We start from the raw sequence: 16,363 nt of genomic DNA, 5'->3' as shown, positions 1-16,363 counted from the left end.
AGCGATAGAGCCGTATCCGTCACTGTGGAGAACCCCATCACAGGCGGAAGAATTTCTGATCCATAAGGCCGGGGAATCCCTACGCATGGTTGCCTGTTGTCCATTTGCGCCATGGCGGCGCCAATGCCCTGCTGCACCGCCGCGAGTGGTGTCACACAGCTCTGGCTAGACTGTGCTTCTTTTTCCCCCGCAAGGAGGCACCCATGGCCCATCCCATTTCCGTATCCCTGATCGGCGTTCCCACCGATGTCGGTGCGGGCCATCGCGGTGCACGGCTGGGGCCGGAAGCGCTGCGCGTGGCGGGCCTGCCGGAGGCGCTGGAAGCGCGCGGCGTGGACGTGCGCGACCTGGGCAACCTGGATGGCCCGCGCAACCCGTGGACCGCGCCGGTGCAGGGCTACCGCCATCTGGAGGAAGTGGTGGCGTGGAACCATGCACTGATGGAAGCCAGCTATGCCGAACTGCAGGCCGGCCGCATGCCGATCATGCTCGGCGGCGACCACTGCCTGGGCATCGGTTCGATTACTGCCGTGGCACGCTGGTGCCGCGAGCAGGGCAAGACCCTGCGCGTGCTGTGGCTGGATGCACATTCCGATTTCAATACCAGCGATGTCACCCCCTCGGGCAACATCCACGGCATGCCGGTGGCCTGCCTGTGCGGCCTCGGCCCGGAGGCGCTGACCCACCTCGGCGGCAGCGCACCGGCGATCACTCCCACCCAGGTGCACCAGATCGGCATCCGTTCGGTGGACCCGGAAGAGAAGCGCCTGATCAAGACCCACAAGGTGGATGTCTATGACATGCGCTACATCGACGAGAACGGCATGAAGCGCACGGTCGAAGCAGCACTGGCGGGCATCGACGAGAACACCCACCTGCATGTCAGCTTCGATGTGGATTTCCTCGACCCGAGCATCGCGCCGGGCGTGGGCACCACCGTGCCGGGTGGGGTGAACTACCGCGAGGCGCAGCTGGTGATGGAGATGATCGCTGACACCGGGTGCATGGGGTCGCTGGACATCGTCGAGCTCAACCCCTTGCTGGACAAGCAGAATGCCACCGCCGAACTGGCCGTGGACCTGGTCGAGAGCCTGTTCGGCAAGTCCACCCTGATGCGCGACTAAGGCAACCGCCTGAACGGATCGCCGATCCGTTCACACCCGCTCCACGCCCCTGCCGCCAGATTGCACTTCACGCGGCGGCGGCGGGCATTGGCCTTCTCCCGCTGAGCGAAAGAATCCCATCCGCGAATGAAGCGGTGTAGCGGCAAACCCAAGGAGAAGCCCATGAAGCGCGTAGTTGCCCTGATGCTGTTGTCGATGTTCTCGGTGGCCCTGCTGGCCGGTTGCAACACTGTGGCCGGTGCCGGCAAGGACGTGCAGAAGGCCGGTGAGAAGGTTGAGGATGCCGCCAAGGGCAACTGAGCCCGGCGCGGAACGGAAGGAAAAAGGCCGGGGATCATTCCCGGCCTTTTTCTTGCACGCTGCCACACACGGCTGTGCAAGCGGAGTGAACCATTCAAGCAGGTGAGCACGCATTTCATTGCTGGTTGACCGGTACTCAACAGCGACTGCGCGAAGCTGGAACCACGGTAAGAACGCCGTTGCAACCAAGGACTCCCAGCAATGAACAAAGACATCATTTCCGGCAAGTGGTCGCAGCTGAAGGGCAAGGCCCAGGCCAAGTGGGGCGATCTGACCAACGACGATTTCGATGTGGCCGAAGGCAATGCCGAATACCTGGCCGGTCGCCTGCAGGAGCGTTATGGCTGGGCCAAGGACCGCGCCGAGAAGGAAGTCCGGGATTTCGAAGACAGCGTGCGCAAGGATTACCCGGATTACAAGTAAGCCCCCGGGTTTCCCCCACGACACAACGCCCGCGCCGAAAGGTTGCGGGCGTTGTGTTGTCTGCGCGGAGGATCAGCGTGCCGGCGGGTCCGGCACGTAGCGGTTGGGGAACGCCTGCGGTTCGCGCGGCAGGCGTGACGGCGAATCGACCAGGATGCCGCGCGCGCGCAGGTTGCGGGCGCTGTCGTAGCGCAGCTGCAACACCTGCGCCGGGCTGCGGCTGGCGCGCTCGAACTCGGTATCGCGCACCGAGGACTGCTCGCGCGCGCCGTGGCCGGTGCCCAGCGCCGGCGCCTGCGGCTTGCTGGCGTAGCCCTCGATGCGGCTGGCGCTGGCATCGGCGGCCGCTTCGGCCTGTGCAGCCGGCGCCGGCGGTGGCAGGCCGCGGCGCAGGATCGGCTCAGGGCGCCAGCGGCGCGCTTCCTCGAACACGGCCACGCCCACCACGCCGATGTTGTCGGGGCGGCTGGTGCGGCTGGCATAGCTGCCGCTGGGGCTGCTGAAGACGAACTGCGCCACTTCGTCCTGGCTCTTGCGCCAGCCGGTGATGTCGGCGCGCTGTCCGGGGTTGAGCACGTAACCGGTCTGCGAGGGATCGGCATCTTCGCCGGAGATGGCGTTGACGCCGTCCACCGACAGCACCACCAGCACCCGGCGGGGGCTGTCGTTGTACAGGCGCACGGCGTAGCGGTGACCGCGCTCACCGGCCACCCAGCGCTGGCCCTCGGCGGGGTAGCTGCGCAGTTCGGTGCCGCGGTCGCGGTCGACCAGGGCCATGCGCACGGGGCCGCCCTCGTAGACCGGCGGCGGCATCGGGGCCGGGCGGAAGCCGGCCAGAGGCAGGATAAGCAGCAGGGGCAGCAGGCGTTTCATCGGGCGTCTCCAGCGGGGTTGCGTGAATGAACGCGCCGCGGGCCCTGACGGGGTTGGTGGCGTGCAAGGTAAACTGGCCCCGTTCATCGAAGGTTACCCCACGCAGTCATGACCACCCGAGTCCTTACCGGCATCACTCCCTCCGGCACGCCCCACCTGGGCAACTACGTTGGCGCCATCCGCCCGGCCATCGCGGCCAGCCGCGCGCCGGGGATCGAGAGCTTCTTCTTCCTGGCCGACCTGCACAGCCTGATCAAGTCACAGGACCCGCAGCGCACCCAGCGCGCGACCCTGGAGATCGCGGCCAGCTGGCTGGCCTGCGGCCTGGACCCGGAACACGTGTGGTTCTACCGGCAGAGCGACATCCGCGAGACCACCGAGCTGATGTGGTTCCTCACCGCCATCGCCAGCAAGGGCATCCTCAATCGCGCGCACGCCTACAAGGCGGCGGTGGACAAGAACCGCGAGGAAGGCGTGGACGAGGACGCAGGCGTCAGCGCCGGCCTGTTCATGTATCCGGTGCTGATGGCCGCCGACATCCTGATCTTCAAGGCCAACCAGGTGCCGGTGGGCCGCGACCAGATCCAGCACATCGAGATGGCGCGCGACTTCGCCCAGCGCTTCAACCACGTGTACGGCAAGGAGTATTTCCCGCTGCCGGACGTGGTGATCGACGAGCAGGTGGCGACGCTGGCGGGCCTGGATGGCCGCAAGATGAGCAAGAGCTACCACAACACCATTCCGCTGTTCGTGCCGCGCGAAGAGCTGAAGAAGCTGGTGTTCTCGATCCTGACCGATTCGCGCGCACCGGGTGAGCCGAAGGACACCGAGGGCTCGGCACTGTTCCAGATGTACCAGGCGTTCGCCACCCCGGAACAGACCGCGGAATTCGCGAAGGCGTTCGCTGCGGGCATCAGCTGGGGCGATGCCAAGCAGCAGCTGTTCGAGCGCATCGACAGCGAACTGTCGCCGCTGCGCGAGCGCTACAACGCGCTGATGGCCGAGCCGGAGAAAATCGAAGCGCTGCTCAAGCGCCGTGGCCAGCAGCTGCGCGAGCAGTTGGCGGCACCGCTGCTGGAAGAACTGCGCCACGCCGTGGGCCTGCGCGACCTGTCCACGGCGGGCGACATCGCCAGCGAAGATGCCGGCGTGGCCCGCGTGGCGCCGCCGCAGTTCAAGCAGTACCGTGAGAAGGACGGCCGGTTCTACTTCAAGCTGACCGCCGGTGACGGCACGCTGCTGATCCAGAGCGAAGGCTTCGATTCGCCGCGTGATGCCGGGCAGTTGATTGCCGTGATCAAGCAGGCCGAGCAGGGCCACCAGCTGCAGAGCGAGCTGTTCAAGCTTGAGGCCGAGGTGGACGCCGTGCTGGCCGCCCTGGCCGTGCTGCGCGAAGGGACCTGATCGCCGGGCCTGCCTGCCCTCTGTAGAGCCGAGCCCATGCTCGGCTGGGCTGCAAAGCAGCCGAGCATGGGCTCGGCTCTACAGGGAAGCACTCCGCCGGCACGACCGTGGCACAGCGCCCGTGGCATGATGTCCGCGCGCCTCCGGCGCGATGACATGGAGTCTGCAATGGCCTGGTTGTCGCTGCTGCTGTTCCTGCCCTGGTTCCTGCTGCTGGGCAGCCTGTACTGGCTGTTCCCGCGCCAGCCGCGCACCGCGCGGCGGCGCCTGTTCGATGGCACCACCCTGTTGCTGGCCTTCGCGCTGAGCATCGCGTCGATGCTGTGGGGGTATCGCATCGGCATGGCACAGCTTGGTGCCGGCCCCATCTGGCCGCAGGTACTGGCGGTGCTTTACGCCTACGGCGCGTTCCTGGCGGTGCTGGTGCTGGCGCTGCTGGTGCGGCCGCGCTGGTTGGACCGGTAGTCCCGCCTTTGTAGAGTCGAGCCATGCTCGACTTCGCGTGCCGCTGTAGAGCCGAGCCTATGCTCGGCTGATGCCTGACAGAATGGCAGCCGAGCGTGGGCTCGGCTCTACAGAAGCGCCCCTCCGACCAAAGCCGCATCGAACCCGGGTTGCCTGCGCGCCTACCATGGGCTTCTGTTTCCGAGACTGCCAGGTGCGTGCCGATGACCGCCGACCCCAGCATCCATACCATCGATACCGGTTTCCAGCGCCCGGACTTTGACGCGGCTTACCTGATCGTTGAAAGCGGCCGCGCGGCCTTTGTCGATTGCGGTACCGGCCTGTCGGTGCCGGCGATGCTGCAGGCGCTGGCGGATGCCGGCCTGGGCGTGGACGCGGTGGACTGGTTGCTGCTCACGCACGTGCATCTGGACCACGCCGGCGGTGCGGGCCTGCTGATGCAGCAGCTGCCGAACGCGAAAGCGGTGCTGCACCCGCGCGGTGCGCCGCACATGATCGACCCGACCCGGCTGATCGCCGGTGCCACGGCGGTGTACGGCGCCGAGGAAATCGCGCGCAGCTATGGCCGCATCGAACCGATTCCCGCGCAGCGCGTCGTGGTGGCTGAAGATGGCCACCGCATCGACCTGGCCGGTCGCGAGCTGGTGCTGCTGCACACGCCGGGCCATGCGCTGCACCACTACTGCGTGTGGGATGCGCGCAGCCGCAGCTGGTTCACCGGCGATACGTTTGGCATCTCCTACCGCGAGCTGGACAGCGCGCAGGGCGCTTTCATCTTCCCCACCTCCTCGCCGGTGCAGTTCGACCCGGAGGCGATGGAGGCCTCGATCCGGCGCATGCTGGGCTACGCGCCGCAGGCGATGTACCTGACCCACTATGGGCGCGTGGGACAGGTGGAGAAACTGGCCGACGACCTGTTCGAACAGATCGATGCGATGGCGGCCATCGGCCGCCAATGCGATGGCCGTCCGGACCGCCACCGCTGCCTGCTGGCCGCGTTGCAGGCACTCTACCTGGAACGTGCACAGCTGCATGGCTGTGCGCTGGACGATGCGGCGGTGATTGCGGTGCTGGCGATGGACATCGAACTCAACGCGCAAGGCCTGGCCTGCTGGCTGGACCGCATCCGCCCGTAAAGCCCCGCCATGCGTGGATGAGGTGGGCCAACGCTGCGCCGTGATGTCACGTCCACGTTACACTCTGGTGACTTCCAAGCTAGCCGTGGTATTGCCGTGAATCCGATGCGCGTGTTGCTGCTGTCGTCCTGCCTGTTCGTCGGTGGCCTGGCCCATGCGGCCAATGACCTTCCCGGTGGCGGCATCGATCCGCAGGCACTGTCGCGGCACGTGCGCGTGCTGGCGTCGGATGAGTTCGAGGGCCGCGCACCGGCCACCGAGGGCGAAGAGCGCACGGTGCAGTACCTGATCGAGCAGTTCCGCAGCTATGGCCTGCAGCCGGGCGGCGTGGACGGCAGCTGGGTGCAGCCGGTGCCGCTGGTGCGCGCGCAGCTGGAGGGCGCGGCCAAGGCCAGCCTGTCGCTGAAGCAGGGCAAGCGTGCGCTGGCCAATGGCGTGGACGTAACCCTGCAGAGCCTGCAGCCGCGCAAGCGCGTGCAGATCAAGAATGCACCGTTGGTGTTCGTCGGTTACGGCATTGATGCGCCGGAACGCCACTGGAACGACTACAAGGACGTGGACCTGCACGGCAAGATCGCCGTGGTGCTGATCAACGACGCCGATTTCGAAGCCGATGCGCCGGGCGCGTTCGACGGCAAGGCGGTGACCTACTACGGCCGCTGGACCTACAAGTTCGAGGAAGCCGCACGCCGTGGCGCCGAGGGCGTGCTGATCGTGCACGAGACCGCGCCGGCCGCCTATGGCTGGGCCACGGTGAAGAGCTCGGGTACCTCGCCGCTGTTCGACATCGAACGCAGCCAGGCCGAGGCGATGGCGCAGCACACGCCGCTGCGCGGCTGGATGCAGCGCGAGCTGGCCGAGGCGATCTTCGCCGACGCCGGTCTCGACTTCGATGCGGAGAAGCGCAAGGCGATGCGTGCCGACTTCCGCCCGGTGGCGCTGGACAACGCCAAGCTGAGCGTGGACTTCGCGCTCAAGCGCGAACAGGTAGTCACCCGCAACGTGGTGGCCAAGCTGCCCGGTGGCGAGCATGCCGACGAGGCGGTGATCTTCTCCGCGCACTGGGATGCGTTCGGTATCGGCCAGCCCGACGCCAAGGGTGACCGCATCCGCCGTGGTGCGATCGACAATGCCACCGGCGTGGCCACGGTGCTGGAACTGGGCCGTGTGTTCGCCGCTGGCCCGCAGCCGCAGCGCACGCTGTACTTCGTGGCACTGACCGCCGAAGAGAAGGGCCTGCTGGGCGCCAGCTACTACGCCGCGCATCCGCTGGCGCCGCTGGACAAGACCGCTGCGGTGCTGAACATCGAGATGTTCAGCCCGGATGGCGCGACCCGCGACATCGCCTCGTGGGGCAAGGGCCGGGTGTCGCTGGAAGGCGACCTGGAACGCGTGGCCAAGGCCCGCGGCCGCAGCTACAGCCCGGATCCGAACCTGGAAGCCGGCTTCTTCTACCGCGCCGACCACTTCGCCTTTGCCCGCCTGGGCGTGCCAGCGATCACCATCGGCCCGGGCCTGGACAAGCTGGACGGTGGGGTTGAAGCCGGGCGCGCGCTGCGCGAGAAGTACTTCGCCGACTGCTACCACCAGGCCTGCGATGCCTGGACGCCGAGCTGGGACCCGAGCGGCCACGCTGCCGACACGCTGCTGGTCTACGACCTGGGCGCCGAGCTGGCCAACAGCCGCCGCTGGCCCACGTGGGAAAAGGAATCGGAGTTCCGCAGCGCGCGTGACAAGAGCGAAGCGGCCCGCCGCTGAGGATCGGAATCGGCGGGGTGTCATGTCATTCCGCGGCGGGTAGAGTCGACTGATAGTCGACTATCGCGCGCAGCGCGGGTTTTTCGGTGCCGACCGAGAGAGCAGTCGACTAACAGTTGACTCTACCGATCGCCGATTGCCGATCAGCGGCCGGCACTACCTGCGCCGGCGCAACAGCGCCCACGCGCCCCAGCCACCAGCCGCGAGCGCGGCCAGATAGCACGCCACCATCGTGCGCAGGCCGACCAGCGATCCGCCGTTGACGCCGCGATGCAGGCGCAGCTGCAGCGAGCTGTGGCCGCTGCCCAGGTCCACTGCCAGCTGCAGCGCCAGTGCGGCGCAGAACAGCAGCAGGGCGACCCCGAAACCGATGCGTGGCCATGCGGCCTGTGCGCTGGGGCGGCGCAGCAGCCAGGCCAGTGCCGTGGCTGCGGCCAGCGTCACCGCGATCCACATCAGTGGAGGAGCGGGAGACGCAGCGGCCACCGGCAGTGCACCGGTGGCCGCGATCAGGGCAACGCGCCTACTTGCGGGTGCCGTCGAGCCAGTTCGGGCCCTTGTTGGTGAGGAAGAACACATAGACCACCAACGATACCGCGATCGTGGCAGTCACGTAGAGGGCGAACCAGTCGACGTGGCCGGTCTTCAGCGCGCCCTGGTACAGCAGCGGGGCGGTGCCGCCGAACAGCGAGTTGGCCAGCGCGTAACCCAGGCCTACGCCCAGCGCACGCACGTGGGTGGGGAACAGCTCGGCCTTCACCACCGCGTTGATGGACGTGTAGCCGGTGAGGATGACGAAGGCCAGTGCCAGGGTCAGGAAGGCCAGAGTGGCGTCATGCTGGTGCGGCAGCTGGGTGATCAGGTACCAGCTGTACAGCACGCCGCCGGCGCCGAAGAACACCAGCAGGGTCTTGCGGCCGATGATGTCAGACAGCCAGCCGCCGACCGGCTGCAGCACCATCAGGAACGCCAGCACGCCCAGGTTGATCAGGGTGCCGGTCATCGGATCGTTGCCGGCGAAGGCGCTCTGGATCATCTTCGGGCCGTTCACCGAGTAGGTGTAGAAGGCCACGGTGCCACCGGCGGTGATCAGGAAGCACAGCAGCAGCGGCCGCCACTGGTGCACGAACAGTTCGTACATCGAACCGGATTTCTGTGCCTTGCCCTCGCGCGCGGCCTCGATGGACGACTCCGACAGCGACTCGTCCATGCCACGGCGCAGCCAGAACACCACCACCGCGGCGATGCCGCCGATGCCGAATGCGATGCGCCAGCCCCACTCGGAGATCTCCGGCTTGCCCCAGAAGGTCAGCATCAGCAGCAGGGTCAGCTGGGCCAGCACATGGCCGCCGACCAGGGTGACGTAGTGGAAGGAGGACAGGAAGCCGCGGCGGCCGGGAATGGCCGCCTCGGACATGTAGGTGGCGCTGGCGCCGTACTCGCCACCGGTGGCGAAGCCCTGCAGCAGGCGCGCGAACAGCAGGATCACGGCGGCCCAGATGCCGATGCTGGCGGCGGTGGGGGTGATGGCGATGAGGAACGAACACAGTGCCATCAGCGTGACCGAGACCGTCAGCGCCAGGCGACGGCCATGGCGGTCGGCGAAGCGGCCGAAGAACCAGGCACCAATCGGGCGCATCAGGAAGGTCGCGGCGAAGATCGCCCACACGTACAGGGTGGAGTTCTTGTCGTCCGGCGAGAAGAACTGCGATTCGAAGTACACGGCGAACACCGAGTACACGTAGACGTCGTACCATTCCACCAGGTTGCCGGCGGAGCCTTTGAGGGTGTTGGAGATCGAACGCCGCAGGGCGGCACGGTCGTTCGCGGGTACGGCAGGATGGGACGTGGTGCTCATCTGGGTGGGAATCCTCGATGCGGCGCGTCCGTGCGCAGGGAAAACGGCGCCCGGCCTTGGGGCGGCGCGGCCGGACAGCCCTCTTGGTACTGCATGGGCCGTCAACACGGGGTAGCAGACCAGAGCAGGGTGCATGGATGGATGACAGCGTGCCACCGTATGGGGTCCCGGACCATACTCAAAACGTCCTAGAATCCGCCTTCCCCCGGCTCCCTGGTGTGTCATGTCGGCTCCCCCCTCTTCGTCTGCGGCTGCCCCCCGGGGTGGCCTTGTTGCGCTGGCATTGCTGCTGGTCTACGTGGTCTGGGGCTCGACCTACCTGGGCATCGCCAAGGCCCTGCACGGCGGCGCGCTGCCGCTGACGATGGTGTCCGGCAGCCGGTTCATCATTGCCGGTGGCCTGATGTTCCTGGCCTTGCGCCTGTTCTGGAAGATGCCGAACCCGACCCTGCGGCAGTGGCGCAACCTGGGCATCATGGGCGTGACCATGTTGGTGCTGGGCAACGGCATGGTGGTGCTGGCCGAGCGCGAGGTGTCCTCGGGACTGGCAGCCACTGCGGTGGCCTCGGTGCCGCTGTGGATGGCGCTGTTCTCGGCGCTGCGCGGCCAGCACGCCAGCCGCGGTGAGTGGCTGGGCATCGCCATCGGCTTCCTCGGCGTGGTCTGGCTCAACGCAGGCAGCAGCCTGACCGCCTCGCCGACCGGGCTGGTGCTGCTGCTGATCGCGCCGGTCGGCTGGGCATTCGGCTCGGTGTGGGCACGCGGACTGGATCTGCCGGGCCCGTTCATGACCGCCGCCGGGCAGATGATCTGTGGCGGTGTGCTGCTGGTGCTGATCGGCCTGGCGGTCGGCGAGCGCCCGACCACGCTGCCCGATACCGGTGGCCTGCTGGCGATGGCCTACCTGTGCGTGTTCGGCTCCATCGTCGCGTTCACCGCCTACGTGTGGCTACTGCAGAACGTGCGCCCGGCGCTGGCTGGCAGCTATGCATACGTCAATCCGGTCATTGCGGTGCTGCTGGGCGCGCTGCTCAACGGTGAGCGCTTCGGCTGGCGCGACCTGCTGGCGATGGCGGTGATTCTCCTGGGTGTGGTGGTACTGACAATGGCAAGGACGCGCAAGAAATGAGCATGGACGAGAAAGAACAGCGCCGTGGCCTGCTGGTCACGGCTTCCACCTTCGTCATCTGGGGTCTGGTGCCGGTGTACTGGCACCTGCTCAATGAGGTGCCATCGTTCCAGATCATCGCCCACCGCATCATCTGGAGCACCGTGCTGGTGCTGGGCTGGCTGCTGCTCAGCGCGCGCCTGGGCTGGTGGCGGAAGATCGCTGCGCAGCCGCGCGCGCTGCCGATTCTGCTGGTCTCGAGCCTGACCATCGCCTTCAACTGGGGCCTGTACATCTGGGCGGTCAACGCCGGCCATGTGATCGAGACCAGCCTGGGCTATTTCATCAACCCGCTGGTGAACGTGCTGCTGGGCGTGCTGGTGCTGAAGGAGCGGCTGCGCCGCCTGCAATGGGTGGCGGTGGCGATGGCGGCAGTGGGCGTGGCCTGGCTGACCATCGATGCCGGCACACCACCATGGATCGCGCTGGGCCTGGCCTGTTCGTTCGGCCTGTACGGCCTGCTGCGCAAGCTGGTTTCGGTCGACCCGGTGGCGGGCCTTGGCGTGGAGAGCATGTACCTGTTCCTGCCGGCGCTGGGCTTCGCGATCTGGGCCGAAAATGGTCATGGTGGCGCGTTCTTCCACGGCTGGGGCTGGCGCAACGACCTGCTGCTGATCTTCGGCGGTGTGGTGACGGCGGTACCGTTGATTGGCTTTGCCTACGGTGTGAAGCGCATTCCGTTGTCACTGGTCGGCATCCTGCAGTACATCGCGCCGAGCCTGCAGCTGCTGCTGGGCGTGTTCTTCTTCCACGAAGCCTTCGACGCCGGCAAGGCGATTGGCTTTGCCGCGATCTGGGCCGGCCTGATCCTGTTCGTCGGCGACAACATCCGCACGATGCGCGCCAAGCGGTAGCACCGGGCCGGATCGACTGGCACGCATGAAAAAAAGAGCGGCGCCCCGGGGGGCGCCGCCCTGCTTCCATCCACCGCCAGGAGAGAGATGGCGGTGGCGGGAACGCGGGTGCAGGCTCAGAAGCGCTGCTGGTACTTCATGTACATGAAACGACCGATGTCGAAGCCGCCGTAGTAGACGAAGCTGCTGTTGGGCTGGCTGTACATGATCGGACCCTGGTGGTCGAACACGTTGTTCAGGCCCAGCGAGACGGTGCCGTCCCACGGCAGGGCGTAACGCATCTGCAGGTCGTGGAAGGTGTTCGAACCCACCTTGTTGGTCGGCGAGGCATCGGTGTAGGCCGAGCTGAAGCCCGGCATGTTGCACTCGTCCATGTAGGAGCACTTCTCCTTCATGCTGGAGTAGTAGCGTGCAGTCCAGCCGATGCCCAGGTTGCCGTACTGCCAGTCCAGGTTGAGGGTAGAGCGCACACGGAAGTTGCCACCCCAGCTGGTCAGCTGTTCCACCGGCGTGGTCGCGGCGTTGTCGTTGCGCTGCTCCAGATAGTCGGTATAGGTGGTGTTCCAGGTAACGGCGAACTTGCCGAACGCGGTTTCCGGCAGGCGGTAGCGCGCGCTGATGTCATAGCCGGCGGTTTCGCGGTAGCCGGCGTTGACCAGCGAACGGTCCAATGCGTTGACCTGGCCGTTGCTGCCACGGGTGAAGCGGCCGCAGGCGGCGTCCGAGCCCTGCACGTAGCACTGTTCCAGGATGTTGGTGGCCGACTCGCCAACGATGGCGTTGTCGATGCGGATCTTCCACCAGTCCAGGCTGACGTCCAGGCCCTGCACGAAGTCGGGGCTGTAGACCAGGCCCACGGTCCAGGTCTTGGCGGTTTCCGGCTTCAGGTTCGGGTTGGAACCGGAGTTGAAATCGGTGGTGGCCTGCTGGCCCGGCTTGCTGGCCACGCTGCCGTCGCTGTTGAGCTGGCGGAAGTTGGCCGGCACCTTCAGGGCCTTGCAGCGTGCGGCAACGGCGGCGCTGGTGGCGGCAGTGCCGAACGAGGTATCGCACGGGTCGGTGAACGAGTCACGGCTGCTGACAGTGCCGCCGTACAGGTCGTCCACGGTCGGCGCACGGAAGCCGGTGCCGTAGGTGGCGCGCACCAGCAGGCTGTCGATCGGCTTCCACTTCACGCCGAACTTGCTGTTGGTGGTGGAACCGAAATTGTTGTAGTCCGAGTAGCGACCGGCAACGTCCAGCGAAAGCTCGCGGGCGAAGGCCATGTCGGCCAGCAGCGGCACCTGCATTTCCAGGTAGACCTCGTTGAGCGAGTAGTCACCCTGGGTCGGCTTGCCGCTGGTGCCGGCAATCTGGCCGTTCTGCACCATCAGGTCCGGGGTGTAGCGTGCTTCTTCGGTGCGGTGCTCGAAGCCCATCGCAGCCATGATGTCGCCGGCCGGCAGCGAGAACAGCGAGCCGGAGATGTTGGCGCTGGCCACCTTGGTGGTGGTCTGGCTCTTGTCCACGTAGCGGGCGAACAGGTAGTCCTGCACGTCCTGGTTGCTCAGCGAGCCCGGGCCGGTGTAGCCCATCGGCGCGGCCGGGTTCCACGGCACGCAGCCGGCGATCACCGCATCGCGGGTACCGCAGTAGGCCACGCCGTTCTCGATGAAGGACGGGCCGACGGCCAGGTTGACGTTCGGCTGGTACATGCTGCCGGTGCCGACGCGCTCGCCTTCATTGCGGTTGTAGGTGTAGCTGACGTTCCAGTCCCAGTAGCGCGAGCCGGTTTCGAAGCTGCCTTCCAGGCCCAGGCTGCCGCGCTTGGTTTCCAGGGTGTTCTCGGTGCCGCGCAGCATCTCTTCGGTGCGATGCGAGAACAGCACGTCCTGGCCCCACAGGTTGAATGCGCTGTCCTTGGACAGGGCGGCGCGGCTGCCGTTGCGCGCCTGCGTGGCGGTGACCGAGTACGGGTAGCCAGCCAGGTGCTTGGTCGATTCGCGCTTGCTGTACATGGCATCGGCAACGATGCGCAGGTCATCGGTGATCGAGAAGCCGCCGTTGGCGAACACCGAGGTGCGCTCCAGGCCGGTCAGCAGGCTCATGTTGGTCTTGGTGTTGGCACCATCGGCCGGGTTCGGCGCGTGGAAGTTGCCGGCGCTGGTCGGGTCGCCGCCCGGACCGACGGTCAGCGGCTTGCCGCCGACGGTGACGCTGCCCCACGGCGTGGTGCCGTTGAGGCCATCGTTCGGATGGCGCGGACCGTTGACGTAGCGGCTGAACTCGCGCGCGCCGCCCATCACTTCGTCTTCCTTGGTGCGCTCGGCGCCAACGCTGAACCAACCGCGGTCGAAGGTCTTGCCGAAAGTGGCACTGTAGGAGCGCTTCTGCCCATCGCCTTCACCGTACTGGCCGACGTAGACGCTGGCTTCGCCACCATCGAAGTTCTTGCGGGTGATGATGTTGACCACACCGGCGATGGCATCGGAGCCGTACAACGCCGATGCGCCATCGGTCAGCACTTCAACGCGCTCCACGATGGCCGAGGGGATCGAGGCCAGGTCGGAGTAGCCGCCGGCGCTGACGCCCATGCGGCGGCCGTCGATCAGCACCAGGCTGCGCTCGGGGCCCAGGTTGCGCAGGCTGACATACATTCCGCCGAAATCGCGCGATGAGGTCAGCGACGACGCGCGGCTCATGCTTGGCGAGCCGGCAGCGGTCACATCCTGCAGGATGTCGGCGACGTTGACGTAGCCCTTCTTCTCGATCTCCGCGCGGTTGAGCGCGACCACCGGCTGAGCGGTTTCGACACTGGCCTGGCGAATGCGCGAGCCGGTGATTTCGATGCGGTCGAGGTTGGTGGTGTTGTCGCCCGCATCCTGTGCGAAGGCGGGGGTAGTGCAGCTGGCGGCCAGCGCGATGATGATCGCGTTGCGCAGCGGGGTGGTCTTCAGGGACATCCGTGAAATCTCGTGTTTCAGAAAAAACAAGCGTCCATTCTGTGGACGCGTGGGGTGCTGCAAACCAACGTGGGGGGGCGGATTCTAGAGTGTTTTCATTCGCAACTGTTTGTCGCGATGCTGCGGAATGTGCGTGAACATGAATCGCAACCAACAATCCACAGATGCGCTGTGCGCGGCGTCACGCGCGCTGCGTTTGCGATGGGCAGAGGCATCGATAGCGGCACGAAGCTGGCACGCTTGAGTAGTTGCGACAACGCGTCGCAGTACGCGCTTGTATGCAGGCGCGCAGTCGTTGTGATGCATCTGCCCGCATGAAATGCTCTTCGCCTCGTCATCGAAGGCAGGAGATGAAGGAATGATCCAGCTTGAAGAAGCACGCCGTCGCGTGGAGGCTGCACTTGCCAGCGACGATGAGCCGGTTGCCATCACGCATGAGCACGAAGTGGTCGAAGGCTGGCTGTTCTGCTTCCAGTCGCTGCGCTACCTGCAATCCGGCGAAATCTCGGATGCATTGGCCGGCAATGGGCCGATCTTCGTCGACCGGCACACAGGCGAGCAGCACGCGCTGGGCACGGCGTATCCGCCCGAGGAAGTCCTTCGCCAGCATCTGGCCGCGCGCGGCCCCGCCGTTTGATGCTGCGGCGGCGGATGTCTGAGTTCGGCAACCTGAAAGGGACGGAGCCTTCGCTCCGTCCCTGCAGGATGCGCGAAATGCCGCTGCGTGATGCTCAGGTTTCGCGCAGCGCCGTGGTGATCGGCAAACGTGCCGCGCGCAGCGCCGGGAACAGGCCGCCGACCAGGCCGATGCCCAGCGCCCATTTCAGTCCGGTCCACAGCAGTTCCGGCGATACATGGAACTTGAACACCACCGCGCTGAAGTTGCTGCCGATGGTGGACACGCTGTAGCCGTTGAACACCAGCCACGCCACCGCACAGCCGAGCAGGCCACCCAGCAGCGCCAGCAGCATGGTTTCCAGCATCACCGCCGTCACCACCGGCAGGCCGCGGAAACCGATCGCGCGCATGGTGGCGATCTCGTGCGCACGGGTGGCCACTGCCGCATACATGGTGTTGAGTGCGCCGAACACTGCACCCACCGCCATGATCGTGCCGATCACCTTGCCGAGAATGTCGATCAGCTTGGTCAGCCCACCGCCCTGCTTGCTGTAGTAGACACGGGTGGTTTCCACGTCAAGCTTCAGGCGTGGGTCGGCGGCGACTGCTGCCTTGAACTGCTCGAAGCCGGCCTTGCCCTCGGTACGCACGCTGATCGACTGCCAGGCGCTGCGCTGGTAGGTGGTCGCCAGTGTATCGGCGTCGGTCCACAGCTCCGAATCGTGCGCATCGCCGGTGGCGAACACACCCACCACGGTCCAGGTCTGGTTGCCCAGGGTCAGCGTCCTGCCCACGTCCATGTCGCGGAACTGGCCCTTGGCACCCTGGCCGACCACGATCTCGCGCAGGCCGGTGGCGAACCTGCGGCCTTCGATGATCTTGACCTTGTCATGCACGGCCCAGGCCTGCGGACCGACGCCGCGGAACTGCGCGTTGACGTCGGTGCCATCGGACTTGGACACCAGGTTGACCACCTGCGACAGTTCCGGTGACAGCAACGGCCGGCCCTGCGCATCGCGGCTGATGCCGGGCAGGGTGGACAGCATCGGTACCTGCTCGCGGGTGATCACCGAGTTGGTCTCGGCCTGCGAGCCACCGCGCAGCACGATGGCGGTGGTGTCATCGCCGGTGTTGTTGAGCGTGGCCTGGAAGCCTTCGCCCATCGCCAGCATCGCCACCAGCACGCCGACCACGCCGGCAATGCCGACCACGATCACCGACGATGCGCCCCAGCGTTGCGGCAGGCTGGCCACGCCGATGCGGGTGGCGGCCAACGCCAGCCGTCCGCCGCGGGTCAGCAGCAGCCACAGCGCCACCAGCACGGCCACGGTCAGCACGCCGATCCACGGCAGGCTGATCCACAGCACCAGGCCGATCGCAAGCAGCAGCACGGTTATGCCGTTGCCCAGCCACTTCTTGAGCTTGTTCATCTGCAATCCT

15 protein-coding genes are annotated in these 16,363 nt (G+C 66.5%); 10 read left to right on the top strand and 5 right to left on the bottom strand.

Annotated features, from left to right (window positions below; genetic code table 11):
- The first annotated feature begins 203 nt into the window (after positions 1 to 203).
- The 3 genes from rocF to AC5P6A_RS15365 all read left to right on the top strand — a co-directional run bounded on the left by rocF (position 204) and on the right by AC5P6A_RS15365 (position 1,847).
- Positions 204 to 1,124 (top strand): arginase, encoded by a 921-nt coding sequence (gene rocF, locus AC5P6A_RS15375; RefSeq protein WP_111097684.1) that lies wholly within the window; start codon positions 204 to 206, stop codon positions 1,122 to 1,124.
- A gap of 162 nt (positions 1,125 to 1,286) precedes the next feature.
- Entirely contained in the window at positions 1,287 to 1,424 is a 138-nt protein-coding gene (locus AC5P6A_RS15370; protein ID WP_019661832.1) for an entericidin A/B family lipoprotein, read from the top strand.
- 201 nt (positions 1,425 to 1,625) lie between these two features.
- Positions 1,626 to 1,847, top strand: coding sequence for a CsbD family protein (locus tag AC5P6A_RS15365; RefSeq protein ID WP_019661831.1), 222 nt, complete (start codon positions 1,626 to 1,628; stop codon positions 1,845 to 1,847).
- 72 nt (positions 1,848 to 1,919) lie between these two features.
- On the opposite strand, the gene AC5P6A_RS15360 is transcribed toward AC5P6A_RS15365, so the two are convergent.
- Positions 1,920 to 2,720: a hypothetical protein gene (locus AC5P6A_RS15360; RefSeq protein ID WP_155028817.1), complete on the bottom strand. Its 801-nt coding sequence runs from the start codon at positions 2,718 to 2,720 to the stop codon at positions 1,920 to 1,922.
- Between the two features lie 108 nt (positions 2,721 to 2,828).
- Between AC5P6A_RS15360 and AC5P6A_RS15355 the strand changes: the two genes are divergently transcribed.
- From AC5P6A_RS15355 to AC5P6A_RS15340, 4 genes are all read left to right on the top strand, one after another.
- Positions 2,829 to 4,124 carry a tryptophan--tRNA ligase gene (locus AC5P6A_RS15355; protein ID WP_495222341.1) on the top strand — a complete coding sequence of 432 codons (1,296 nt, stop codon included), beginning with the start codon at positions 2,829 to 2,831 and terminating at the stop codon, positions 4,122 to 4,124.
- A 168-nt stretch (positions 4,125 to 4,292) separates the two neighbouring features.
- Positions 4,293 to 4,589 carry a hypothetical protein gene (locus AC5P6A_RS15350; protein WP_019661828.1) on the top strand — a complete coding sequence of 99 codons (297 nt, stop codon included), beginning with the start codon at positions 4,293 to 4,295 and terminating at the stop codon, positions 4,587 to 4,589.
- A gap of 203 nt (positions 4,590 to 4,792) precedes the next feature.
- Positions 4,793 to 5,725: an MBL fold metallo-hydrolase gene (locus AC5P6A_RS15345; protein ID WP_180877582.1), complete on the top strand. Its 933-nt coding sequence runs from the start codon at positions 4,793 to 4,795 to the stop codon at positions 5,723 to 5,725.
- A 105-nt stretch (positions 5,726 to 5,830) separates the two neighbouring features.
- Positions 5,831 to 7,483, top strand: coding sequence for a M28 family peptidase (locus tag AC5P6A_RS15340; RefSeq protein ID WP_180877597.1), 1,653 nt, complete (start codon positions 5,831 to 5,833; stop codon positions 7,481 to 7,483).
- Positions 7,484 to 7,639: 156 nt separating this feature from the next.
- Here the strand turns inward: AC5P6A_RS15340 and AC5P6A_RS15335 are convergent, their stop codons facing one another.
- Positions 7,640 to 7,939 carry a hypothetical protein gene (locus tag AC5P6A_RS15335; protein WP_134735277.1) on the bottom strand — a complete coding sequence of 100 codons (300 nt, stop codon included), beginning with the start codon at positions 7,937 to 7,939 and terminating at the stop codon, positions 7,640 to 7,642.
- 67 nt (positions 7,940 to 8,006) lie between these two features.
- A complete protein-coding gene (locus tag AC5P6A_RS15330; protein ID WP_134735244.1) occupies positions 8,007 to 9,341 on the bottom strand; it encodes an MFS transporter in 1,335 nt (444 codons plus the stop codon).
- Between the two features lie 223 nt (positions 9,342 to 9,564).
- Between AC5P6A_RS15330 and yedA the strand changes: the two genes are divergently transcribed.
- Together yedA and rarD are read left to right on the top strand one after the other, a co-directional pair.
- Complete coding sequence (gene yedA / locus AC5P6A_RS15325) at positions 9,565 to 10,470, top strand: drug/metabolite exporter YedA (RefSeq protein ID WP_019661823.1); 906 nt, start codon at positions 9,565 to 9,567, stop codon at positions 10,468 to 10,470.
- Positions 10,467 to 11,363, top strand: a complete 897-nt coding sequence (gene rarD, locus AC5P6A_RS15320; protein ID WP_019661822.1) for an EamA family transporter RarD — start codon at positions 10,467 to 10,469, stop codon at positions 11,361 to 11,363. The genes yedA and rarD overlap by 4 nt, the downstream gene beginning before the upstream one ends.
- A gap of 116 nt (positions 11,364 to 11,479) precedes the next feature.
- Here the strand turns inward: rarD and AC5P6A_RS15315 are convergent, their stop codons facing one another.
- On the bottom strand, positions 11,480 to 14,305 hold the full coding sequence (locus AC5P6A_RS15315; protein ID WP_495222340.1) for a TonB-dependent receptor plug domain-containing protein: 2,826 nt from the start codon (positions 14,303 to 14,305) through the stop codon (positions 11,480 to 11,482).
- A gap of 358 nt (positions 14,306 to 14,663) precedes the next feature.
- On the opposite strand from AC5P6A_RS15315, the gene AC5P6A_RS15310 reads away from it, so the two are divergent.
- A complete protein-coding gene (locus tag AC5P6A_RS15310; RefSeq protein ID WP_019661820.1) occupies positions 14,664 to 14,942 on the top strand; it encodes a YrhB domain-containing protein in 279 nt (92 codons plus the stop codon).
- Positions 14,943 to 15,036: 94 nt separating this feature from the next.
- Here AC5P6A_RS15310 and AC5P6A_RS15305 read toward each other — a convergent pair whose 3' ends face one another.
- Positions 15,037 to 16,353 carry an ABC transporter permease gene (locus tag AC5P6A_RS15305; RefSeq protein ID WP_346715219.1) on the bottom strand — a complete coding sequence of 439 codons (1,317 nt, stop codon included), beginning with the start codon at positions 16,351 to 16,353 and terminating at the stop codon, positions 15,037 to 15,039.
- Positions 16,354 to 16,363: the final 10 nt, after the last annotated feature.

Source organism: Stenotrophomonas sp. YJH_SMC_20 (assembly GCF_059367845.1).
This window is presented reverse-complemented; position numbering and strand designations above follow the sequence as displayed.